The organism is Gimesia aquarii (assembly GCF_007748195.1).
In the GTDB taxonomy this organism is placed as follows: domain Bacteria; phylum Planctomycetota; class Planctomycetia; order Planctomycetales; family Planctomycetaceae; genus Gimesia; species Gimesia aquarii.
Genome location: NZ_CP037920.1, coordinates 2,444,018 through 2,468,418, shown reverse-complemented (window position 1 = coordinate 2,468,418; position 24,401 = coordinate 2,444,018). Strand labels below are relative to the sequence as shown.

At 43.9% G+C, this 24,401-nt stretch carries 16 protein-coding genes; 4 read left to right on the top strand and 12 right to left on the bottom strand.

Annotated elements, in window-relative coordinates; all coding sequences use genetic code 11:
• The first annotated feature begins 57 nt into the window (after positions 1–57).
• The gene (locus V144x_RS09880; RefSeq protein WP_144984977.1) at positions 58–2,964 is read left to right on the top strand and encodes an outer membrane protein assembly factor BamB family protein; all 2,907 of its coding nucleotides are present in this window, start codon (positions 58–60) and stop codon (positions 2,962–2,964) included.
• A gap of 17 nt (positions 2,965–2,981) precedes the next feature.
• Here the strand turns inward: V144x_RS09880 and V144x_RS09875 are convergent, their stop codons facing one another.
• Entirely contained in the window at positions 2,982–4,481 is a 1,500-nt protein-coding gene (locus V144x_RS09875) for a sulfatase family protein (RefSeq protein WP_232102775.1), read from the bottom strand.
• Between the two features lie 116 nt (positions 4,482–4,597).
• Between V144x_RS09875 and V144x_RS09870 the strand changes: the two genes are divergently transcribed.
• Entirely contained in the window at positions 4,598–5,557 is a 960-nt protein-coding gene (locus V144x_RS09870) for an endo alpha-1,4 polygalactosaminidase (RefSeq protein WP_144984971.1), read from the top strand.
• A gap of 6 nt (positions 5,558–5,563) precedes the next feature.
• Here V144x_RS09870 and V144x_RS09865 read toward each other — a convergent pair whose 3' ends face one another.
• From V144x_RS09865 to V144x_RS09845, 5 genes are all read right to left on the bottom strand, one after another.
• Complete coding sequence (locus V144x_RS09865; RefSeq protein ID WP_144984968.1) at positions 5,564–6,355, bottom strand: phosphoadenylyl-sulfate reductase; 792 nt, start codon at positions 6,353–6,355, stop codon at positions 5,564–5,566.
• A gap of 225 nt (positions 6,356–6,580) precedes the next feature.
• The gene (locus V144x_RS09860) at positions 6,581–7,396 is read right to left on the bottom strand and encodes an HAD-IIA family hydrolase (protein ID WP_144984965.1); all 816 of its coding nucleotides are present in this window, start codon (positions 7,394–7,396) and stop codon (positions 6,581–6,583) included.
• A gap of 580 nt (positions 7,397–7,976) precedes the next feature.
• Positions 7,977–8,420 carry an Hsp20/alpha crystallin family protein gene (locus tag V144x_RS09855; RefSeq protein WP_144984962.1) on the bottom strand — a complete coding sequence of 148 codons (444 nt, stop codon included), beginning with the start codon at positions 8,418–8,420 and terminating at the stop codon, positions 7,977–7,979.
• A 342-nt stretch (positions 8,421–8,762) separates the two neighbouring features.
• On the bottom strand, positions 8,763–10,175 hold the full coding sequence (glnA, locus tag V144x_RS09850; RefSeq protein ID WP_144984959.1) for a type I glutamate--ammonia ligase: 1,413 nt from the start codon (positions 10,173–10,175) through the stop codon (positions 8,763–8,765).
• Between the two features lie 672 nt (positions 10,176–10,847).
• Complete coding sequence (locus V144x_RS09845) at positions 10,848–11,564, bottom strand: pyridoxine 5'-phosphate synthase (protein ID WP_144984956.1); 717 nt, start codon at positions 11,562–11,564, stop codon at positions 10,848–10,850.
• Positions 11,565–11,988: 424 nt separating this feature from the next.
• Between V144x_RS09845 and V144x_RS09840 the strand changes: the two genes are divergently transcribed.
• Positions 11,989–16,491 carry a putative Ig domain-containing protein gene (locus tag V144x_RS09840; protein ID WP_197998851.1) on the top strand — a complete coding sequence of 1,501 codons (4,503 nt, stop codon included), beginning with the start codon at positions 11,989–11,991 and terminating at the stop codon, positions 16,489–16,491.
• On the opposite strand, the gene V144x_RS09835 is transcribed toward V144x_RS09840, so the two are convergent.
• The 6 genes from V144x_RS09835 to V144x_RS09810 all read right to left on the bottom strand — a co-directional run bounded on the left by V144x_RS09835 (position 16,451) and on the right by V144x_RS09810 (position 22,955).
• The gene (locus tag V144x_RS09835; RefSeq protein WP_144984950.1) at positions 16,451–17,263 is read right to left on the bottom strand and encodes a lysophospholipid acyltransferase family protein; all 813 of its coding nucleotides are present in this window, start codon (positions 17,261–17,263) and stop codon (positions 16,451–16,453) included. The two genes, V144x_RS09840 and V144x_RS09835, sit on opposite strands and share 41 nt — an antisense overlap.
• 123 nt (positions 17,264–17,386) lie before the next feature.
• Positions 17,387–18,502 (bottom strand): serine hydrolase domain-containing protein, encoded by a 1,116-nt coding sequence (locus V144x_RS09830; protein ID WP_144984947.1) that lies wholly within the window; start codon positions 18,500–18,502, stop codon positions 17,387–17,389.
• Positions 18,503–18,663: 161 nt separating this feature from the next.
• A complete protein-coding gene (locus tag V144x_RS09825; protein WP_144984944.1) occupies positions 18,664–18,999 on the bottom strand; it encodes an STAS domain-containing protein in 336 nt (111 codons plus the stop codon).
• 578 nt (positions 19,000–19,577) lie between these two features.
• Complete coding sequence (locus V144x_RS09820; protein WP_144984941.1) at positions 19,578–20,879, bottom strand: DUF11 domain-containing protein; 1,302 nt, start codon at positions 20,877–20,879, stop codon at positions 19,578–19,580.
• Between the two features lie 35 nt (positions 20,880–20,914).
• Positions 20,915–21,661 carry a hypothetical protein gene (locus V144x_RS09815; RefSeq protein WP_144984938.1) on the bottom strand — a complete coding sequence of 249 codons (747 nt, stop codon included), beginning with the start codon at positions 21,659–21,661 and terminating at the stop codon, positions 20,915–20,917.
• Positions 21,662–21,818: 157 nt separating this feature from the next.
• The gene (locus V144x_RS09810; protein WP_232098536.1) at positions 21,819–22,955 is read right to left on the bottom strand and encodes a hypothetical protein; all 1,137 of its coding nucleotides are present in this window, start codon (positions 22,953–22,955) and stop codon (positions 21,819–21,821) included.
• A 324-nt stretch (positions 22,956–23,279) separates the two neighbouring features.
• Here V144x_RS09810 and V144x_RS09805 point away from each other — a divergent pair, with 324 nt between their 5' ends.
• Positions 23,280–24,254, top strand: coding sequence for a LolA family protein (locus tag V144x_RS09805; RefSeq protein ID WP_144984935.1), 975 nt, complete (start codon positions 23,280–23,282; stop codon positions 24,252–24,254).
• The last annotated feature ends 147 nt before the right edge of the window (positions 24,255–24,401 follow it).

The following is a 24,401-nucleotide window of genomic DNA, read 5'->3' as shown; positions in this document are numbered from 1 at the left end:
AGAGAGAACGATTCCCCCCTCACCGAAATCATCATACCTTCCAAAAAGGTTCGGCTGATGCCAAATATCTTTTCACACCAAATGATCTTTACGCTGTTATTTCTTCATACGCTTCTTGGACCGACTCAAGCCAGCGACTGGCCCATGTGGCGTTTGAATGCGCAACGTTCTGCAAAAACAGAGCAAACGATTCCGGATACGCTACACGTCCAGTGGGTACATCAATTACCGCAACTACACCCCGCATTCAAAAATGCCCGTCTACAATTTGATGTTGGATATGAACCCATCGTTAAAAATGGAATCCTCTTTTATGGTTCATCCGATACAAATTCAGTCACTGCCCTCGATGTCAAAACAGGCAAAGAACTCTGGCGATTTTATACTAACGGTCCTGTTCGCCTGGCTCCTGTAGCCTGGAAAGACTCCGTCCTATTTGGCTCAGATGATGGCTATCTTTATTCACTGGCTGCTCAATCTGGCGCGCTACAGTGGAAATTTCAAGCGGTTCCTTCCAGCCGTCTGATTCTGGGAAATCGTAGACTCATCTCAGTCTGGCCTGTACGAGGTGGACCAGTGGTTGATGAAAACACCATTTATTTCGCAGCTGGGGTCTGGCCGTTTGAAGGCATATTTATTTATGCATTGAATGCAGAGACTGGGGAGCGCCGTTGGATCAATGATCGACTGGGATACATTTATGGACAACATCCTCATGCAGCAGAAGCCTTTGGTGGAGTGACTCCGCAGGGATACCTGCTCATTACAGGCGACGAATTGATCGTCCCCTGCGGCACCGCATTCCCAGCCCGCCTCAATAAACAAACCGGAGAGCTCATTGAATTCCAGCTCCCTAAAGCGGGTCGTAAACCGGGAGGCTGGTTCACGGCAGCAGGTAAGGCGGCGCGGCGTGGTGAAACCGAAGCCCCAAAATCAGATCTGTTATTTGATCGAGACGTTAATTCCGCGCGACATGAAAACGGGCAAAATTATGGGCCGGATGGTAAACGTGGGGTCCGCCAACAAATTCAAGCAGGGGAAAAACAACTTACCTATCAAAAGCAATATCCGGGAGTCTCAGGAACCATTCACTCAATGCTTGTCGCTTCTAATCGATTATTGATTACGACACTGGAAGGGAGCATCTATTGCTTAGGTCCTGAAAAAACATCGACTCAGATGTATGTCTCTTCTGCTCTGGAACGATCAAAAACAACACAACCACAAGCAACAACCCCTCAATTACCATCAGTTATTTCTAATTCTGTTGCAGGAGGAGGATACGTTGTACTGGCAGGAGTACCAGACACAAAGCTGATAGACAGCTTGCTGACAGGCAAATCTCTCCACATTCTCGTTTCAGATTTCGATAAAAATCAGGTCAAAACATACCGTCATTCTTATTATGACCAAGGTTGGACTGCCTCTGAAATCTCTTTTATCGATGGACCATTGGCAGACCTTGAGCTACCAGCTTACTTTGCGCAGCTGATCATTGCTCAGGAGCCTCAGCACTCAGGCTTTGAATCATTTTCACAACTGGTTACGAATTTGTATCCCACACTGAGACCTTATGGAGGCAGTCTCCTGTTAAATTGCACGGAAGAGACTCATTCTAAATTGAGAGAGGAATTTCGAGACTTGTCCCAGGCACAAATTTCACGACACAGTGGATACACGGTCATGGAAAAAGCAGGTGCGATTCCCGGTTCAACGAATTATACCGGAGGCTGGTCGAGTCCAGATGAGTTAGTGAAAGCACCTGTGGGTGTGCTCTGGTATGACGACAGCGTCGGAAATTTCAAACGAGCCCCCCAACCTATGTTTGTTGACGGTGTGATGATCTCACACTCTAAGTACTGGCAAGGTTATCCTGCTGGAATTCGTCCACCTTATAAATTACTTAAACCTCAATATTCTGATGTTTATACTGGTAGAACCCTCAATGAAAAACAGGCGAAAACACTCGTTGAGGAATTGCCAACACGGGATCAAACGCAAAAACAACCCAGTCAGTACCGACCGCCTTACCAGAAAAATGACTGGAGCCCTGCACCTCCGGTAATTGGCGAACGTACGAACCCTTTAACCGGTCAGTCAGAACCGCGTGCGTTTCCCAAAAGCTATGGCTGTGATGGAGGTGTTGATTATAGTTATCTCTATACCATGCGATCTGGAACAGCCGCCTTTTATGACAAGCGTGTAGAAAGTGGTACCATACACATCAGCGGCCCCCGTTCCGGCTGCACGAACAGCATTGTTCCTGCCAACGGATTGTTGAACGTACCTTATTATTTTCAGGGATGTACCTGCAGTTATCCATTACCAGTTGGTCTTTCTTTAATTTCGATGCCCGAAGCTTATGAACAATGGATGGTCTGGGGCAAAAGTGAGGCAAAAGAAATTCGCCGAGTGGGTTTAAATTTTGGTGCTCCCGGCGATCGAAAAACAGATCGGGGAACTCTTTGGCTTGACGCCCCCAGTGTAGGAGGCCCTTCTCCCGAACTTGATCTTACAATAGAACCGAAGAATGTTACCCCCTTCTATCAGCATTCACTCTGGGTAGAAGGTGGGCGCGGCTGGCCCTGGGTGGGCGCATCTGGAATCAGTGGAGTTAAGAGCATCACCCTGAAAAAATTAAAAGGCTCGAATTATACATTACGTCTCTATTTTATAGAGCCTGAATTCTCCACAAAAGAACAACGCATCTTCAGCGTTTCCCTAAATGGGAAGCCAGTGATTAAAGATTTAGATATCTACCAGGAAACACAAGCCGGACACCACATTCATGTTCGCGAATTCTCTCAAGTTCCCCTTGCTGGCACGTTGAACTTAGCCTTTACGGCTACCAAAGGTAAACCCTTGATTTGCGGAGTGGAACTCGTCGAGAAGAATCTGCCACTTGACACATTAGTCAAGTTACCAACTCGTAAACAGAGGCTCCTGACTAAAGTGAATCCTTAAAGTAAAGGAGTTAGAAACTAAAAATCACGAAACGGTCCACGTGGTTCCGCCTCGGCCATTTCTTTTTTCCAGTTAGCAAAGTAAGCTTTCATTTCTTTCAGCTTTTCAGGATGTGTTTTTGAAAGATCATGTTTCTCCCCCACGTCCTGCGAAAGATTAAACAGACCATTTCCTTTAGCTGATTCTACCCACTTCCAGTTTCCTACCCGCGCTGCTTTATCAGCCCGGCGTTGCCAGTACATTTCCTTTCGAGGAGACTCTCCTTGTTCCATCAACGTCGGCAACATATCGTATCCATCAAAGACAATTTCTTCAGGTAAAGCGATACCTGCTTCCTTAAGGAATGTGGGTACTAATTCCAGTGAAGTGAGTAACCCTTCATTGACTGTTCCCGCTTTAATTTTTTTGGGGTATCGCACAATACAAGGAACACGTATGCCCCCTTCGAACATCATTCCTTTTTTACCTTTAAGAGGTGAATTGTCTGATCCTCCCCCACCTCCATTATCAGAAAAGAAAACGACAATGGTATTATCTGCGACTTTGTATTTATCAAGCAAATCCAATACTTCACCAATGGCCGCATCCATGCAAGTGATAGAAGCGGCATACTCCAGGCGTCGTTTGCTGGCTGAAACCCCCTGCGCGATCACAGGCCCTTTGAAGTTCTCACGAAATTCGTAGCGTCCCGTCTTTTTTTTGGTAACGAGGCTGTCTTTCAAATGAGGATACATTTTTTTATATTTTTCCGGTGCCTGGGCACCACCACGAATACGAGGATCGAGGCTTGATGCTCCATGTGGTGCATTAAAAGGTAAATAAAGAAAGAATGGTTTTTGGTGGTTCTCTTTTAAAAATCGAACGGCATCGCGCTGAAAGAGATAGGTACAATATTCTCCTTTATCTTCTTCGGTAAGCTCATTATTTCTAAACATTGAGGGTACGCCATAACGTTCATGTGTGAAATAATCGATGCCAGTATTTGTGAACCCATAGAAATCATCAAATCCACGAGCCAGGGGAAGAAAGCGTTTATGTACTCCTAAGTCCCATTTACCATAAATCCCGCTGACATAACCGGAGGCTTTCAATAATTGCGGCAGCAACTTCTCTCGTACATCCATGCCACCGATTCGCTCGAAAGTGACTTCATACTCTTCGGGCCTATATTTATGACCATAGTCAGGTGCTTCATTTCGAATCATGTCATAGATACCATTCCGTTGTGGATAACGTCCCGTCAATAAACTACCTCGACTAGGAGTACAGGCAGGCCAGGTCACATAGAAATTCGTAAGTCTGGCTCCTTCTTTGGCTAAACAATCCAAGTGAGGAGTGATCACTTCCTGGCTGCCAAAACAACCCAGATCTTTATACCCTTGATCATCGCTGACAATCAGAACAATATTGGGAGGGTTCTTTGCTGTGGCTAAACAGTTCGTTGAAAAAAAACAGCAAATCCATAATAGGGATAAAGTGTAAAAAAAAGTCTGCTTTTTAGTTCGATTCTGATTCACGTCCGGTCTTCCAAATGAAAATAAACAAAACATAGATCTTATGTACGATTCTTCCATCATTTAGAATAACAAAGGAAACAAGGTAAACACAAACCACATCCGCAGGAATCAGCTTCATGAAATTATTTACACTTCTTTTTCTTTGTATCATGTGCAATTTGATTCTCACCACTTCTGCTCGACTTGTCAGCGCAGAAGAAAAGGCCTTTGTGCCAACTGGTTTTCAGCTCTACTACGGAAGCGATCCTAAAATCATGAAGCAGTTAAAAAAACGAATGCATAAAGGGCAAATTGTTGTCATCGAACTGCGTGGACTTGATCAAAAGCAAATCGCAACCCTGGTAAATCTTGCAAACCAAGCGGGTGCTAAAGTGATTGGCTATATTAGTATTGGTGAATTGGAACAGTTAGAAAAAGCTAACTTTGAACAATTTCTTAAACAACACAATATGCCAACCTCTTTAGAAAAGATCTCTCCAGGAAAAAATGAGCTCTTCCAATCTTGGCACATGGATGTCAGCCAAGAAATATGGAAAAAGTTTCTGTTCAAAAAGATCGACCAGATTTACCAACAAAAAATCGATGGTCTGTTTCTGGATACAGTCGATACCACTGATCTTTATATCAATCACCGGGAATGGCCAATCACCCGTAGAGCCAAAAGTCTAAAAGCGATGATCAGTCTGATTCGAGAAATCAAAGCCCTGTCACCGTATAAGTTTATCATGCAAAATCGTGGATTGAATCTGATTGGGAAATCTGTTTTTGTGGGTGAGGAAACTGGTATCCTAGTTCCAGGGCTGTATCTTAGTAAATCACATCCACATAATCCGGATGGTTTACTATGGGAATCAGCCTATACTCACACTGGCGACTGGATCGATGGGAAAGAACGAGAAATGATTCAGATTCAAAAAAACGGATTCACATCGGTCTTCACTCTGGGATATACAGATACCAAAGCAGATCGCAGACAATTCTTTCAGAAGAGTCAGGCTGCAGGATTTATCCCTGCCTGGGGAAGTTCCACGAAAACTTTACACAAAGAACTCACTCGGGGAATCACAACTAAGTAAAATTCGTTAGATCATAAAGTCCGTTTCGCGCCCCAGAATTCGATCTACCAAATGCTGTGATAATTCGATGGCGGGCGCGTGTTTCCCCGAGACATCAGTCGGGTTGATTCCGCAATACTGAGACCAGGGTCCCAAGTGCCGCCAACGTCCGGCACGATTCGGTTCGCTTTCCATTACGGGAGTTGTGCAACGATTACAACCAATGGTTGGATACCCTTGCTGATGTAGCGGGTTTGTAATCACTTGATTCTCTTCGAGGTAGGCCTGAAACTCTTCCTTGGATAAACTTGCGAGAATGTTCACACGCAAGCAGTTCATCGCAGGGTCGATTGCCAAAATCGGCACATTCGCGCGTTGGCCACCATCAGCGCGACGTAGACTTCCAATCAGAGCATCATATTGATCTGCAACCTGCATTAAAGGTTGTGTCTTCCGCAAATCACAACACTGCTCCTGTCCTTCGACTGAAAGGTATAAAACTCCCAGCTCTTCAGTCTGTTGTGACATTGTTTTTTCTGGTTCCAGAGTAACAATATCTAAATTGTATTCTTTCATCAGTCGATCACGGGTCTCCAATGTTTCCTGATATAAAACACCAGTATCTACAAACAGAATCGGTATGTCCGCTTTCATCTGACTCAACATATGCGCGACAACACACCCTGCACGCTGCATTGATGATAAAGCTGCCAGACGCGAGCCAAACATTTCCTGTGCCCAATGGATCAGTTCAGCGGGAGTTCGTTCTTCAAATGCTTCGTTGAGATCTGCTAAATCGGCCTGAGTCAGACGTGCCATTCAAGTATTCCTGCTGCGATTTGCCCTCTGTAATCAAATCAAAGGCAGTTCGCGTCGTTCAAACATGATTCTTGTAAACATAGTGATAGATCAATTTATTCGCCTCATTTTCAAGAATTGTAACGTACCGTTAGAAATACCTCAATGCGCGCGAGAACCGGTTCCCTCTGAATGAGGGTGCTTTTATACCGCTAAAAGGAAATGCCACGGTCGACATTTAAAAAATCAGGCGAGTAAGCGTTCGACCTTAGGAAATCGTGATTGATCCAGATGAAAGAATTCTTCATTGTTCAAATCGGCAATACTTTCAACCACAAGATCGGGCTGATAGGCATAATAATCTAAATCAGTCAATGAGGTTCCACCTGATAAAACCAGTACAGAACGATATCCCATCTCCACACCACCTAGAATATCCGTTTCCATAGTGTCGCCAATCATTGTGGTTTGAGCAGAAGAAATCTCCAATTCCTGTCGTGCACTGCGCATCATAACAGGACTCGGCTTTCCCACGCTGAAAGCTTTTTTCTTAGTAGCCGCTTCCAACATTGCGACAATGGCTCCACACCCAGGTCTGAGACCATTTTGCGTTGGACAGTTGGGATCCATATTAGTGGCAATTAATTTTGCTCCATTTTCAATCATGCGTACAGCGGCTTCGATCATTTCGAAGTTCATCGACCTGCCTTCGCCAACGACAACATAATCGGGATCATGATCAACTATAGAATATCCATTGCGATGCAGAGCATGGAGCAGACCTCCTTCTCCAATAACATAAGCCGTTCCATCAGGCTTACTCTGTGCAAGAAATCGGGCAGTTGCCATCGCACAGGTAAAAATATGTTCTTCACCCACCGTGATTCCCATACGGGATAATTTCGTGACGACATCCCTGCGAGTTCTTTGACTGTTATTGGTCAAAAAAATGAAAGGGAGATCTCTCTTTTTTAATTCATTAATAAATTCGACTGCCCCATCGATCAGGTCAGTCCCACGGTAAATCACACCATCCATGTCAATTAAGTATCCTGGTAACATCAATTTCGGTCCTTGAATCATTGGATTGAGTCAAAACTCATATAGGAAAGCTTCAGATGCTGGCGGGCGCTCATTGAAAAACTCAATGTTTGAATCGAGGCATGGGAAGGCATCTATCTAGAGGAGAGACCAAAGTATTGAAAAATTACTTATACTTGGATTCCCAAATCACCATTAGAACAATTTATATTCATTCGCATCTGCTGAAGCGTTTTAGCGCATTAAAAACAAACATTCTTAAGAATTGCAATTGCTGTGCCGTATTAGATCAGGTAAATCAAAACTGAATTGTCAAAATACCACATAAACACTTATGTCTTCTACACTTTCAACCTTTTGTAACCGCAATCATTGGTCAGAAAACCATGAAATCTTTACCAGGACCTCACACTAACAGTTGATCAAGACTTAGCGTTTAAGCGAAACTGCCCAGGAATTAGACAAGCTGAATTTACTGGATCAACCAAGAAAACGATAACATTTCATGCATGATGGAATCAAAAACCCCGATTGCCTTTTTAGAAAAGACAATCGGGGCCGCAACGAACAATCTGTTAATCAATTAAAGATTCAACAGTCTTTATTCTGACTGCGATGAATCCTTAATTTCGATACTCTTCGGCTGCAAGTCCGGTTTTTTATCCAGGACAGTGGTTAAAACACCCGCATCAAGCGTTGCATTCACCGAAGTGGGATCTACCCAATCCGGAAGCTGGATCATACGCTTGAATTTCCCAAATCGACGTTCATTATGCAGGTATTCACGGTCTTCGACAGTACTCCGTTCGCCTGTCAGAATAAGGTGACCATCCTGAATATCGAGTGACAATTCTTCCTTTTTCATACCGGGAACATCAAGGGAAACATGATACTTGCTTTCTTCTTCCCAAACCGAAAGTGGAGAATACGCACCTTCACATCCAGTTAATGACTTGCCAAACATTTGACTGAAAGCATCATCCAGCTCTGAACGAAGATTTGCGGAAAAAGGAAATCCTAATTTGTGAGTTCGTGTACTTAACATGACTTTTGCTCCTTTACTGTCATACTTTTTATCGTTTTCGAGATCTTTAAAAGACCTTTTCAACACAACTTTAATGGTAAGCTATAGAGCATAGAACATGCCAAATCTGTCATAAAAATCAGTAAAAAACATAAACAATTATGAAACAGACACTTAAGAAAAAAATTATATTCACTTAAATATATGACTCACGACAACAAAATGCCATTTTGGCTGAATTAGCCGCCATGCAAAAACTGCCATTTTGACAATATCTGTCTTTTCATTAAAAAAACTCGCAACAAATCAAAAGATTCGCTGCGAGTCAATTTAGATTCAGCGTTTACTGAAATTTTCAAACGCTTACGCGTTATAGTACAGATCAAATTCGTAAGGATGAGGTCGCAAGCGAATGGGATCCAACTCTTCAGTCCGCTTATGCTCAATAAAGGATTTGATTAGATCTTCACTGAAGACATCGCCGGCTGTCAAGAAGGCGTGATCTTCTTCCAGCGCAATCAGAGCTTCTTCCAGAGACTTGGGAGCCACATTGGTTTCCGCTAATTCTTCCGGAGTCATGTCATAGATGTCACGATCCAATGGCTCACCAGGATCAATTTTGTTCTGAACGCCATCAATCATCGCCATCATCAAAGCGGTAAAGCTGAGATAACCATTGGCTGTTGGATCGGGACAACGGAACTCGACGCGCTTTGCCTTGGGGCTACCAGAATACATCGGAATGCGGCAAGAAGCAGATCGGTTACGCTGGCTCATGGCCAGTGTTACGGGTGCTTCGAAGCCAGGTACCAGTCGATGGAAACTATTGGCAGTTGGGTTTGACAAAGCAATCAATGCGCGGCCATGTTTGATAATTCCACCAATCGCATTCAAAGCCAATTCACTCATGCCGGCATAGCCATCGCCGTACATCAAAGTATCTCCCCCCTTCCAGAGTGAGATATGAGTGTGCATTCCGGAACCATTGTCTTCAAAGACAGGCTTAGGCATAAATGTGACAGTTTTACCATTTCGCTTTGCAACGTTTTTAATCACGTATTTGTACCACATGAACTGGTCTGCCATCTGCAAGAGCGGTGCGAATTCCATATCGATTTCGCACTGACCGGCAGTTGCCACTTCATGGTGATGTGCTTCAACAACAATCCCCAATTTTTCCAGCTCTTCGACCATTTCAGCACGCAGGTCGCCATAGCTGTCAATTGGCGAAACAGGAAAATATCCGCCCTTATAGCCCACTTTATGACCCAGGTTGGCTTCTTCAGACTTACCTGTATTCCAGGCGGCTTCTGAAGAATCGATCTCATACATTGCCCCTCGTTGAGTCGAAAGATAACGTACATCATCAAAGATAAAGAATTCCGGCTCAGGCCCGATATAGCATGTATCTGCGATGCCCGTCTGATTCAGATAGGCAAGCCCTTTTTTCACAACATTACGAGGATCTTTGTTGTAGTCCTCTTTGGTAATGGGATCGACAATATCAGCCAGCACGCTGACGGTAGGCTGCTTGAAAAAAGGATCCATTTTTACAGTAGAAGGATCAGGTACGGCAAGCATGTCTGAGCTATCAATGGGCTGCCAACCACGAATCGAAGAACCGTCGAAACCAACGCCATCTTCAAAAGTACCCTCGTCCCAAGTGCTAATGGGGTACGAACAATGCTGCCAGGTGCCAAAGATATCGGTAAACTTCAGGTCTACCATTTTAGCGCCATTTTTTTCTGCAAATGCAAAAAAGTCTTTGGGAGTCATCGCAAACTGCTCCTCTAAATGTCTGAGTGAAATCGCAGGTGTAGAGATCCGTCATGCCCTGTCCTGCTAAGAACCGATCATATCCACAATAAGTTAAAGCAAAGTTTGTAGAGGGAAGAGAAATTTTGTCCCACTACTGAAAAAGCAATCCATTGAAAATCGAAACCATAAAGATTTCGAAGCACTTTTCCCTTTACTCATTTTGCGTGAGTCGTAAATAAGTTGTTTCAATCAACAATGTGATTTCAGAAACGCAACTCACAATTCCCTGGTTACTTAAATTCATCATGATTTTAAGTAGATCGGTTGGAAAAATAGCGATTGCAGGAATTCGCAACCATACCGAAACCCAAAGGCACATGTTCAAGATACAAGCACACGCGATGTTGACGGAACCTTCCGGTGATGTATCTCGCTCGTATAGCAGACCACCGTAACGAATCAATCAAAAGAAATCTACTGTCAGACACCAGTGTATTGGAAATCTGTGCTGGATTCGAGATTTCATAACTCCTGATCTACAAATAAGCTTGGTGGCTTTTAATGATTACCAAAAATAGTCAATCAAAACCGCACAAGTCAAACAAGAAACCCGAATTACTAAACAATTTTAACAAAAATAAATCAGTAGTCCCTGCAGGAATATCTTGGGTGAGAATCTCGGTTAACAGCCTAACTTGTAATCAAGGCTTTCATCTCCCGCACCGCCTGTTCCATTCCTACCAAAACGGCTCGAGAGACAATACTGTGACCAATGTTTAACTCACTCACATTTGGTATCGATGCAATCCTTGAGACATTACGATACGTTAACCCATGCCCCATATGCAGCTTTATTCCCTGTTGAATGGTAAATTCAGAGGCATTGACGAGTGCTTCATATTCTATCTGCTGATCATCTGCCGAAGTAGCATCAGCGTAACGGCCTGTATGCAATTCGACTCCTTGAACTCCCAGGTTTTTCGCAGCAGCGATTTGATCCACATCTGGATCAATAAAAATACTGACCTCAATGCCTGCCTCTTTCAGCTGATCGATGCAATGTCTGATCCGGTCTGAATTTGTGATGACGTCCAGCCCCCCTTCTGTCGTCAGTTCCTCTCTTTTTTCTGGAACCAATGAAACCTGATCGGGACGTACATCCAGAGCGATATTCGTCATTTCTGCTTCTGCTGCCATTTCCAGATTCAACTTAACCTGTACCGTTTTCTTCATGGTATAAAGATCGTGATCCTGGATATGTCGTCGATCTTCCCGCAGGTGCAACGTAATCCCATCAGCACCACCCAATTCCGCCAGAACCCCTGCCCAAACCGGATCTGGCTCATAAGTTAAGCGTGCCTGACGAACCGTGGCAACATGATCAATATTCACACCTAAAGCTGGCATAGCTATTTGGCTTTCTTAATAAAGCAGATGACAGATCAGTTAAAAGCATCAAATTCTTCGAAAATCAGAATGAGAGCTTGTCCGTAGTATCGACAAGCAAGCACCGAAATAGTTCTCAAAAATGAAAGATTCAATCTCCTTATATTATTGGTTTTTTCAAGAATAGCCAGAAATGGAATCTCAGAATCTCCAGAGATCTCATCAATTAGCTGAGAAAAATCAAACTTTTTGTCGCAGTTGGGACTGACTGACGAATCACCAGTAATCACCTCGCCGATTTGAGTTACTTTTTAACCCTTTACACAATTTCAGCAACGAGATTTTCATGCTATTTGATAAATTCAGACACATTTATCATTATTTTGTCCTGTCATTCTGCCGGAACCTTCGAAAACAATTTGAAAAACGACCTAGAAGATCAAGAGTGCGTCGCAACTTCGCTCTCACATACTCGATTGCACAAATCGAAATTCTGGAAGACAGGCAATTACTGGCTGCCGATGATTTAACCGATCTGAACGATGACTTTGATGATGCGACTTCAATCGCAAATTGGCAGAGAATCAACCAGACAGAAGGTTGGAATGCTGACCAGCTTGAAACTTGGGATATCAATCAAACTCAAGCAGGAAGAATGGTCCTGACTCCTTACACGACTTCCTGGTTTGAATCGTATCGTGGTCCCTTAGTTTTTAAAGAAATCACTGGAGACTTCGTCATTACAACTCAGGTCAATATCTCTGACCGGGATGATATTGGCGACAGTGATTCGAATGATATTCCCAATGGTTCCGCTTTTTCACTAGCGGGGTTAATGATTCGAACTCCAAGAGATATTCAAAACCCGGCTGTTGACTGGACACCAGGGTCGTTTGCGGATGATGGAACAAATAATGGAGAGAACTACATCTTTCTTTCACTAGGTTACGGGAACTCTGGAAACCAGTTTCAAATGGAAACAAAAACGACTCGTAACAGTAATTCATCTTTGGTTCTGCAAGATAGAGGTGACAACTCTGTAATCAACCTCCAAATCGCTCGAATCGGGGAGAATGTCTTCACACTCTACCAAATTCCAGGCGAAGACTGGGTTCTTGATAACCGTTATCATCGACCGGACATGCCGGAAACACTCCAGGCAGGCATGGTTGCCTATTCCGACTGGGGCAAAGTCAGTGACTATAATCCTTTCGATCATAATAATAACGTACTCCAACCCGGAGGCTTTGATCCAACTCCTTTCGAGGCCTTCGAACCTGATATTGTTGCAGGATTTGAATATATTCAGTTTGATCGCCCGGAAGTACCAGAATACCTTCAGGGCATTGACTTGCGTACTCAAACCACGAATTTACAAATGCTGTCCTTTTTAGGCGACAATGTCAATTCGCCAGTTATTCCCAACCAGGACACAGCCCCTCCGATGCAGGTAGGGATGAATCTGGAGGGAATCGCAGACTGGAGTTCCGCCTGGACGTTTACAGATATGGCGCACACAATGCGTACCTGGAACAGTGTCGCTCTAAATCTGACAACATTCCAATCACAGTGGGGTTCGACCTTATTTGACATTGAGTTAGATGAGCATGGCTGGCCAACGCAAACCTATCAAACAGTTAACGAAGCGGGACAAACGATTATTCAACAGTTCGTTGCTCCGATTTTGACAGGAAACGTCAATCCTGCAGGCATCTATCGGGCAGAATGGGATGGTGAAGCAACGGTTCTATTACCAGGAGTAATTGAACAAGGCATCACTTCAGAGGGACGTCACTACGCACTTCTGGATTTAGTTGAAAATCAGGATATTTTACTGACAATTCGAGATATCGACCCCACCAATCACTTTCGAAATTTCAATCTCTGGATGCCTGACTACAACGGCCAAAGTTTTGTTGGTCAAGACTGGCAGCCCGGCGATGACTTCTCTCCCTTCCATCCTTTATTTCTGGAACGCCTGGCCCCCTTTGACACTCTTCGATTTATGGACTGGATGGAAACCAATGAAACCGACGTCGTTACCTGGGAAGATCGTGCCCGACTTGAAGACGCCACCTACCACGGTGGCAATGATCCCAATGATTTTCATAACGGCATTGCTCCCGAGTATATGATTGAACTCTCGAATACACTGGACGCGAACGCCTGGTTCAATATGCCTCACCAGGCAAACGACGACTTCGTAAGAAACTTTGCCGAAATGGTACGAGACAACCTCGACCCGGAACTAACCATTTATGTCGAATGGTCAAATGAAATCTGGAACTATGCCTATGGTTTTCATGCCAGCTTCTGGATTCAAGATCAACTTGCTTTGCCTGAAAATGCAGGAATGAACTGGTATGAGTTTGCCGCCAGTCAAATTCAACAGGATTTTGAGATCTGGCAAGAGGTTTTCGCCGGGCAGGAAGACCGAATCGTAAGAGTTGTGGCTGGCCAGCAGTCGAACCCAGCCGTGTTGGCAGGGTTGCTGCCCGCCATGAATGGCAATTTTGATGCCATTTCCGTTACCGGCTATGCCGGACTGGGATTTGAACAACTCGCCAGTTTTGACGAGTCTACGACAGTCGATGATGTCATTAACACGGTATTACAAGAAACGATTCCCTGGAGCCTGTCTCGTCTAATCGAACACCAGAATCTCGCTGATCAATACTCGCAGATTTTGGGAAGAGAAATCGATTTGGTCACATATGAAGGAGGCTCTCATCCGGACGCTTACGGTTGGCCAGTGCAAGAGGTCGTCCATGCAGCTTCGCGCAGTCCTCGTATGTCGGAAATTTATCAGGCGCTGTTGAGCAGTGCGGATCTGATCGGCGTTGATCTGTTTAATCAATTTACCTTCACAGGAGGAGGTTTCTCTGCTCCCTGGGGAGACTGGGGGCTGTTACACACTATGGATCAGCCACTGGAGACATCTTTTGAATACCAAACGATTGTTGATTTCATCAACAGCCAGACTCCAGAAGTTTTACCGGTCGTCAACATTGAATCAACTGTCTCCAGCGTTGGTGAGTCAGGTGAAGAACAACTTGTGTATACACTCACTCGGAGTGATGAGCAAATTGATGCCCCCTTGACCGTCGGTTATCAGGTTTCAGGCACAGCCACTTCCGGTTCCGATTTCGAAAGTTTAACGGGTGAAGTGATATTTAATGAGAACGAGTCGTCTGTCACGATTCTGGTAACAGTTCTGGAGGATTTACTGGATGAAAACGAGGAAACGATTCAAATCCAATTACTGGACCAGGACACCTATAATTTGGGAGATTTAATTCAGGCCACTGGGTCGATTATTGATAATGATTTTACAAACATAGCACCTGTTGTCTCACCAATTCCAGATCAAATCATTGTTGAAGAAGAATCCTTTTCTCTCTTTGTCAACGGCTATGTTTCCGATGTGAATTCAACAGACGGTGATCAAATCATTTTGACCGCCATGCTGTCTGATGGAGCAGGATTGCCTGATTGGTTAGAGTTCCATTCGCAAACTGGAGAGCTCATTGGCACTCCCAATTTGGGTAATGCAGGCATCTTTGAAATTGAAATTAGAGCCATAGATTTAGCTGGTCTGGAATCAAGTACAACCTTTCAACTGACTGTTACCCCCGTTCCGGTCACACAGTACGAGATGTGCGTAGTAAATACCCCCACAACGACTACTGCGAATGGTGAGGTAGCAAACCTTCCACCAAGTGAAACCGTTTTAACAGAGTGGCAATCCTACTGGATCGAGGTCTGGGCGAGTGTTCCTAATTCATCTGACCATGGTATCGAATCATATTCATTCAACCTGCATTACAATTCTAATTTCACAACAGCATCAAACATCGAATATAGACCGGCATTTTTAGAAGAACAGTCCGGACAGATCGATGACGAAACAGGAACCATTCAGAGCATCAGTGCACACACTAGTTTGACTGATGTTGGCGATGATCAATTTGTGTTACTTGCGCGAATTCAGTTTACGTCAACAGCCAATGATCAGGTCAACCTGGATCTTGAATCGCCAGGTATTGGTCCTTATCATGCAGAATTTTTGATCGAACAAGCCAACTTACAATTGACTGATCAAGCAGAGAGTCAAATGGAAGCGATCAACCTTGCAGAAGTGGAGTTCTGGGCTATTCCCTATGATGCTAATGATGATGATATGATCAATTTTAGAGATCTGATGTTATTCGCATCGACCTATGGTTCTAATGTCTCTAATTCAAATTCACCTTTTGCCTGGTTTATGGATTATAATCAATCAGGAACTGTGAATTTTCGAGACTTGATCTTTTTAGCAGAAAACTATGGTAAATCAAAATTCAATAATTCTCATGTCACATTCCCTTCTGGTTTTCCTGATACCTGGGCTCCACAAAGCTTAATCATGGATATTGCTCATCCCGTTCAACCACAACTGGAAATCACATCGATGACAATCGAAGAAGTGAATTTGACCGCGAACGAAGCGGTCCAAATTTATTCAGAGTCTGCTTCATTGAGTGAACGAAGCAGACCCAATAACACAAAATTTGAAATTGCTGATATTACAGAAAATACGCTGGCCACAGCAATGCCGGGAAGAATTGTGTTTGATATTTCCGTGGGTGGCTATGGATGGTTTGTCTATACTAGCCCATGGGATCACTCTGAATTTAATGTTGCAAACTCATATGAGTTGAAAGCGTTTACCAATTCAAAAGTATCTTTACCTATCGATTTACTGACCGTCATATTCCATGATTTAAAACATCTTTTAGGACACCAACATGAAACATCAGGTCTCATGCATGCAAGACTCTCACCTGGAATTCGCCGACTGCCTGATGAAATTCCTCATGCTGCAACTCACTTCAATGAAGATCACCTACACGAATCCGATCAATTCTTCAGTTCGCTGAAAGATAATGATCTTCTGGCATTTGGATAAGCTGTTTGTTTTCCTCAGAAGTTGGACTTCCCAGATATACGGTATCACCAAGCGAAGCAAGTTGCTGCATCATAAGTGTGGTGACCTCTTCTAAGACTTCCCGTGAGGCACGACGACCATAATAGTCGGACAGATCAATCGGTTCTCCATATACAACTGAAGCATTGGAAAAAGAATAGAAAGGTTCTATCATATTCTTGCCACGTGGAGAATTATTGATATAAACAGGATACACAGGAGCTTTTGAGCGAAGAGCTAAAAAGGCAATACCAGAGTTGGCGTGTGCAATGGGACGAGTATCCTGAATCCCTCCCTCTGGAAAGACGCCAATCATCTCTCCCTGCTTTAGTTTACGAAGTGCTTCGCGCACTGGTACCACATCACGACCATCGCGGTCTACAGGAATTGAATGCATGGCCCTTGAGATCCACCCGACCAATCCGGGTAGCTCATAATATTCTCGCGCCATTAAAAAACTGATACATCGCAGCCGTTTTTGAGGACTTCCCAAATGAGAGTTATACCAGAGAATGATGGGATCAACGGGACTACGATGATTGGCAATAATAATCGCCGCAGAATCCCCTGGAAAAGGGCAACGACGGTTCGCCTTGATGCCCCAAAGGCCTGGGGCATAAACACGAGTAATCGCAAATAAAATCCAAGCCCGCCAACCGTCGGGAAGACTGGCAGCCTGATAGACGATAATTGTCAAGACTACTAAAGCGTAAACAACGAGTGTCAGGATGCTGATGTATTCTGGATTCATCATCAAAATTCATACAAAACAAAACTGTCATCTACGAAACATTGAGTGGTCACTTTGAAGTCAGGGATTATAATCTGTTAAAAAAAAAATAGGCAATATCAACCGAAATATACAAAAGAATACACCTCAACATTCAATGGCAGAGACGATCGCATTTGTAATTCGAGCCAGAAATCGACCATGTGGCTCTTGGGGTTGTGTGGTCAGAATTATGGCAGAAGTTTCTAATTCTGGATCAATCCATAAAAGCGTACCTGTGGCACCACCATGTCCGAAAGTGGAAGTGGAGAGTAAGTCTCCATAATAATCACTCTTTGTATTCGTCACCATTTGCCATCCAAGCCCCCAGCCTTTGCCCTCTTTTTCAGTCGCCGATAGTCCGGAAATTGACGCTAGTTGATCTTTAGTTGCTTTCAAAATGGTACGATGGGAAAAGAGCCGCTTTTGTTGAAAAACACCGCGATTTTTAAGCATCTCAACAAGCTTTCCCAGGTCAGAAATAGTCGTTAAAAGCCCTCCCCAGGGTGCGCCAAACCCTCTCCAGTAGGGACTGTTCCAATCCCAATCTGGTTCAATATCCAGTTCGTCAGGGATTCGGATCTCAACAATCCTCGCGACTTTCGGTTGATCTCCTTCATACCACTCTTCTGGAACCCCAAGCGAAGTGTCCTTCATTCCCATAGGTTGAAATAACACCTGATCCAGATATTCAGCACACGAAAGGCCAGTGATACGTTGGATGACCTCACTGAGAATAGCAATTCCTGTACTTTGATATTGCACAATTCTTCCCGGTGGTTCATCTGGAGAAAGCTGGCAAATTTGTTTTACAAATTCTGAAAGTGGGGCGTTCGCTGAGCGAAGCTCGCGGTTATTGGGTAACATGTCAGGCAACCCCGAGGTATGGGTCATCAGATGTCGAATCGTGATTCCATGTTTTCCCGCACAACCGAACTCAGGTATGAATTGCTTCACCCGGTCTCCCAGCAGTAATTCACCTTCCTCCAGTAATTTGAGTACCCCCAGTACGACAATCGGCTTTGTAATTGAAGCGATTAAAAAAATGGCGTCTTCACGAAGCGTGTCTCCGTTGTCGTTGAGTCGCTGTCGCCCTCTAGAATAAAGTCGTGATGTCTCTTTCACATTGACCTGTAAAGCAATCGCTGGTACCTGGTTCGTATCACAAAAATGATCGATCAGTTTCTCAACAGCGTACCAGCGTTCAGGATTTATTTGAGGCATTCGTTCCCGCAGTAATTTTTAAAGTACATTTTAGACATAGGAAGCAGCCTTCAGACTAATCACTCCATCAGAATTTGGAAAGTAAATAGAAAGTCTGGGTATAAAAAAAGCGAAAGCTGACATTAATCAGCCTTCGCTGTATTTTGGACTTTTGTTAATCGTTAATAGGGAATCTCTACATCATGCAGTTGCATGAATTGGTTCAGCTTCGTGATTTCCAACACGTCCCGAATATCATCAGAAGGATTATAGAGATGAATCTCGATATCGAGGTCTCTCATGGAAGCCAGTAACCCGAGCATACCGCTGGGAATGAGTTTGACACCTGTCAAATCAAGAGCCAGAGTTTCGCAATCATGATCTCTTACTAATTCCAACAACTCATCTCGAATATCCTTCACACTGAAAGTATCAAGAATGTCTCTACCACCAAAACCTGCGACACAAAGTGGTCCTACGTGATAAACCTGGAGGATCCCCCCCTGTTGAACTGTCATAAGTCAAACCCCCTTCATTTAAAGAAAAATGAGGCGAAGCTAAGAAAATGAAAAACAAAAATTCAATAATATTTACAAGTATACTTCGCGTCATGATTTGATTTATCGGCAATTTGTGTGCCAATGACGACATCTATACAAAATATTCTTAATCCTGCATGATAAATCAAAGGCTTCATCTCTAAATCAATTAGAAATCGGTACTTTAAGGTTTATCAAGTTAAGACTCATGAAACATTCTTGAGGCACGTCTGCATAAAATACTGCAGTAAAATACCTCAAACTGTTGAAATTTGAAACAGAGTTATCTGAGTCAGTGCTTTTTAAAAAGCACCTGCCATTTCTTTAATCAATTCAGGTACGCCATTCTTATGGACCGAAAACAATGTTCGTATTAGAACAATGCATTTCAAAAACTTCTGATTCGTCTTTTTAATAAAAGCCTATTAAAAAATAAGCCCACTATGCAAAGCTGCATAGTGGGCTTGGATTCGCGGGAATCCACAAAGTGTTTTCTAAAGGACTTCGTCAAATCGTAAGTCTAACAACTACTTCTTACTGTTTTTGTGAGATTGAGATTACCGAACACGTGTCTGGAAGGTGACCACACCTCCTTGATGACCTTCAACAGGCTCATCTACCTCAAATGTGAGAATTAAACTGCCTTCCAAATTATCTTCAACAACCAAACGTCCTTTTCGATCTGAAGTGGCACTATCCTGAATATATTCCAACCGTGGTGTTAAGTTATCGATGATCTTGATGCCTTCTACATCGAAATCACCTATATTTTCGTATTTGATCGTGAAGGTAATCACATCACCAGACTCAGCATTTTTCTTATCTGCCATTTTGATCAGACGCAGGTTACCTTCTGTTTTCCGCTTGTCTTCAATACCAATGTATTCTTCAGGTTTAACAGCACTTTTGGACTGGTGAGCCGATCGTTCCCGAATCGCGATAACAGGAAATTGTGTGCGAGACCAAATTGCAGCTGCCTGTATCTGATAAGCGATCCGTGCTTCATCAGACTGTCGAAATTGTCCACCGGTCTCTGTGCCTGTATCCTGGAACAAATTACTCAACTTAGTATGACCACTGATGTAGGCGGTTTGACCCACTGAACCCTGTTGACGTTCAGTTTCAACACCACTGGCACGAGAACGCATACGAATTCCCTCCAACTGCTCTCGCTGTTTGTGTTGTGTAATAACCGTTCGTGCCTCTAAACCAACACCATGCACAGTGTCTTCTGTTGTTGCCAATGCATCAACCGAAGTCCCGGACAATGGTGAACTGGCAGTACGAATGGCAGCAAACCGAGGTGCATAAACGGCAACCCGATTCGATTTTTTCACTTCTTGTTTACCTTTGTGAGTTTGGTATTCCACAATGGTGTCTTCAGTATCTAACCCGAGACGACTAAATTCATCATAATGAACCGGTTTTTGCCGATCTCCTCCATCAAACAGATATTCATCCGGGTACATCTCAACAACTGCAGGATCACTACCAGCAGGGAGTGCAAAATCTCTCTGCTCTGCAGGGGAAAATTCACAGTAGGGAGGCCGTGCTTGCGCTAAAGCAGTGACAGGCTGATGATAGGCCACCTGTTGAACTGGAGGGGGGACGGAAGCATTCTGTGCAGGAGCTGAAAGACGAATTGCTCCTACCTTTGTATCAAAGTCGGCGTGTTGAACAGCTGGTGCTTTTTCTTCAATCTGCTCAGGAATTTGTTTTTCCCAAGGCATGGAAACTCGGAAAGGTGAAATACTGGAACATCCATGACTAGCAGTCACCAACACCATCATCGCAACCGCTGAGCACAAACGTAGCGTTTGTGATGCTCTTCTTTCCATTCGGTTCGATAATTTTAACACAGAATTTCCTTCATTCGACTGAGATGAATTACAACTTATTTTTGATTGTTTTGACTCTTTAATTCAACGACAGGAGCACCACTACCAAAAAAAGCGGGATCCTCTCCGTGGCTGAGTGGTAAGCGACCCCCGATGCGCATAATCAACATGGGACGTCCCAACAAATCCGCTTCAGCAATCAAATTTTTCTGAGCTGAAATCGAATGTGTTGGCTGTTTTTCATACTGTTTCGGTACGGCTGTCTGAGGTCGTTCAAGATAAACGACCTTCGTTACCATTCTGTTAGAAAGTACAAGCGCGATATCCTCCTGAGTGATGCTAACGGGAACAGGATATTGCTCTGCTAAACCGGCAGGAGGATGTAAGCGATCGATTAATTCAATCGTCGGATAAAGCTCGACACCTGGAAATTCGGGCATATCGCTGATTTTCAGTCGGTAAACATAGCCAACTGAAAAACCAATGGAAGCAGGAGAGGCTTTCTGAATCGTCTGCTTCGGTCCATTGGGATAGAAAGTAACTGTTCCTTTTGTAGGCAGAGTCACTTTCATCGGTTGAATATAACCAGGCTGAACCTGTCCTGACAAAGCAGCCCATTGACTGGCAACCCCAGTAGGAGTGTTCTGATTTAAAGGATGATAGAATTGATTTCCAGCATTGTATTGCCTGCCTCCTCTCACCTGTTGAGACCAGGCGGAAGGTAGCTTAATGGCAAAAACGATCATGGCCATTAACAGAACCGTTAATAATCGTGATCGTTTTTGTCGTTTTAAAGTAGTCATGACTAAGAAATTCTAAAATCAAATGTCCTGAAGGATGACAAAAGATGATTTAGCCGGCGAGGTAAGACAAAAGTGGAGAGAAATGAGGAGGAGGAAAAAGACAAGGGACGGCACTCCCTGAAAAAAATCAGGAAGTGCCGCATGGGTCCTGAGTCTTTTAATAACCTGGTCCTGGTGCCATGGTTCTTGGATAAGAAACTTGTCCAGGAGAATGAACCGGATGGCTTTCCGAGTATTGAACATACTTGACTGGTTTCGGCAGACTTGGTGGAGGATTCTGTTTGACATCCACCAAGAAATGATCCACAGGTTTAGGTAATTTTGTTTTCGATACATTTCGAATGGTGTGAGACTTCAAACTGGCTGGTCCACCCAGTGGAATATGTGCAGGGCCAGGTAGTCCGATTGGTGTTCCCGTTCTGGGCATACCCCAGACAGGAGTGGGGCCCATACCAGAAATGGGATTGTAAGCAGGTTGTCCGGGTGCTCCCATGCCAGCTACCATGGTGGGTGCGGGAATACTGTTAGCAACTCCAATTGTATCTCCGGGGATTGGCATCGGAGGCATGTGTGCTCCTGCATCACCATCATAAGAGACCTGAGAGACCTTTTCATTATTACCTGCAGGCATTTCCAGATCCATGTTACCCATACGAAGGACAGCCATAATCGTACCTCGACGACTTGCTTCTCGGACAGGATCAACACCAGGATCCAGGCGTGTTGAAACCAAAGTTTCTACACCTGCAATCGCCAGTTCCTGAAACTTTTCTTCAGGAAGATAGATCACTTTGGTCACAAAGTTATTGCTTTCTACCTGATCCAGATCTTCTGGTGTGATTTCCAGAGGGATACTGTTATGAGACAGATAAGCATCTGTTGTAGGATGTGATGGATACACCTGCAACGAAGGATACAATGCCGGAATCGATCGGCCAGGAATGTGTGACAATTTTAACCGGTAGGTTGCTCCCTGAGTAAAATTGTAACGTCCGGGTGCCGTAAGCTGGTTTTCGGCATAGCCTTCAGCGACCTGCCAACCAACTTTCATACCTGCCGGTCCCACGAAACGGATTTGTGACGTACGAGCGGCAAATGCACTCGCAGGAGGTGGAGCCAGCATTTGTAGAACGCCAGGTCCAGGCCCATCCACCATTGGCCCCGGTCGCTGCATCATTGCAGCCGGTGGCGCAACATACTCATTTTTTGAATTCATAATCTGTTGCCCGTCGGCTGCACAGCCCACGCAAACAACAACCAATGTGCCTAAAGCCAGGAAGTAGTACTTCATCATGACCCCTTGTTCGGATACCCCTCGACGAATTATGCGACTTGCTAAGTGAAGAACCGTTCATCGCAAACGAATGCGTCGATCCATGGGAATTTGGAACTGTCGACGTTCGGTTCAAAAAAGACTCAGTTTTCAGGTCGACCCAATGCCCGAAATATCGTTAAAATACAGTTAACACCATATTCAACAGACATACTCTGAGCTACACGGTCTGTTGACTGATACACCACAGCCAACAAGAGGCAATTTGGTGGCCTCATACATCTGTTTTCGGATCATTGCGGTCTGAATCTTTGGTAAATTCGTTTTTTTCCGAACAATTAGAACATGTTACGCATTTTAACTTTCATTGCCTGTCTCCTGTGCATCGCAGGTTTTACTGAGTATTTTTCTTTTTCGTCTTGGGCCGATTCGTCGCAAGATAATACAGTTAATAAAGATACATCCAACAAATCTGAACGTTTTCTGGCTCGCGCAGAACAAGAGCCTGATAAAAAAAGCGTTCAAAACGAGCCTGATGGACCGGAAAATAATTTGAAAAAAAATCCGACCCTGGCAATCGGATTACTGAATAAGTCGCGTGAAAAATTATTGGCCTATAGCTCAATCAGGGCACAGATCACTGAAAAAGTCTCAATTGGTCCGAAGCCATTTGTGATCAAAGGCAGCTACCTTCAAGGCAAAGATTTGAAACTACGACTCGAATTCCAGGTTCAAAGTCAGAAAAAAGATGGGAAACCCATCGGAACCTTACTGGAAATTTGCGATGGACAGGTACTTTGGACAGAACACAAGATAAAAGGGAACGCACGAGTCACTCGTCGTGATGTGCAGGCAATTTTAAAACAAGCTGAATTGAACCCCAAATCTCGTCCCAACAGGTTAGTAGCAGAATTGGGCCTGGGTGGACTCCCTGGTTTACTGGCTTCTATCGAAAAGAGTATGAAATTTGATAGTGTGGCTGAAAAAACAGTCAACGGCAAAACATTAACCGTCATCAATGGTACTTGGAAAAACGAGTTCCTTGCTCAGTTGAAAGGGGGAAATCCTCAGTCCCCAGTTGAGCTCCCAGCTTATGTACCAGATGCTGTGAAAATATATTTGGATCCTGAAACGCTTTTTCCACGCCGAATCGTGTACCTCAAAAAGAAAGAGGATACGATAGAAAACATGGTATCACTTAGCTTTACGAAAGTGACTTTAAATGCCCCCATTAGTGCAACGGAATTTGCATATGAGCCACCTGATGGTGTCTTTCCGGTGGATACAACACATCAATATCTTAAACAATTAACCCAATAAATACGTAAAAGAATAAGAGAACAAGTCTGAATCTGGGTAAAATGGTAATGGTACCATCTCCCTGTTGAAGGAGAATGACCATTATAAGATCACTAAAACAAGTTACTTAATCTTTTATAATTTCAAGACTTAAGAAGAATCGCTACT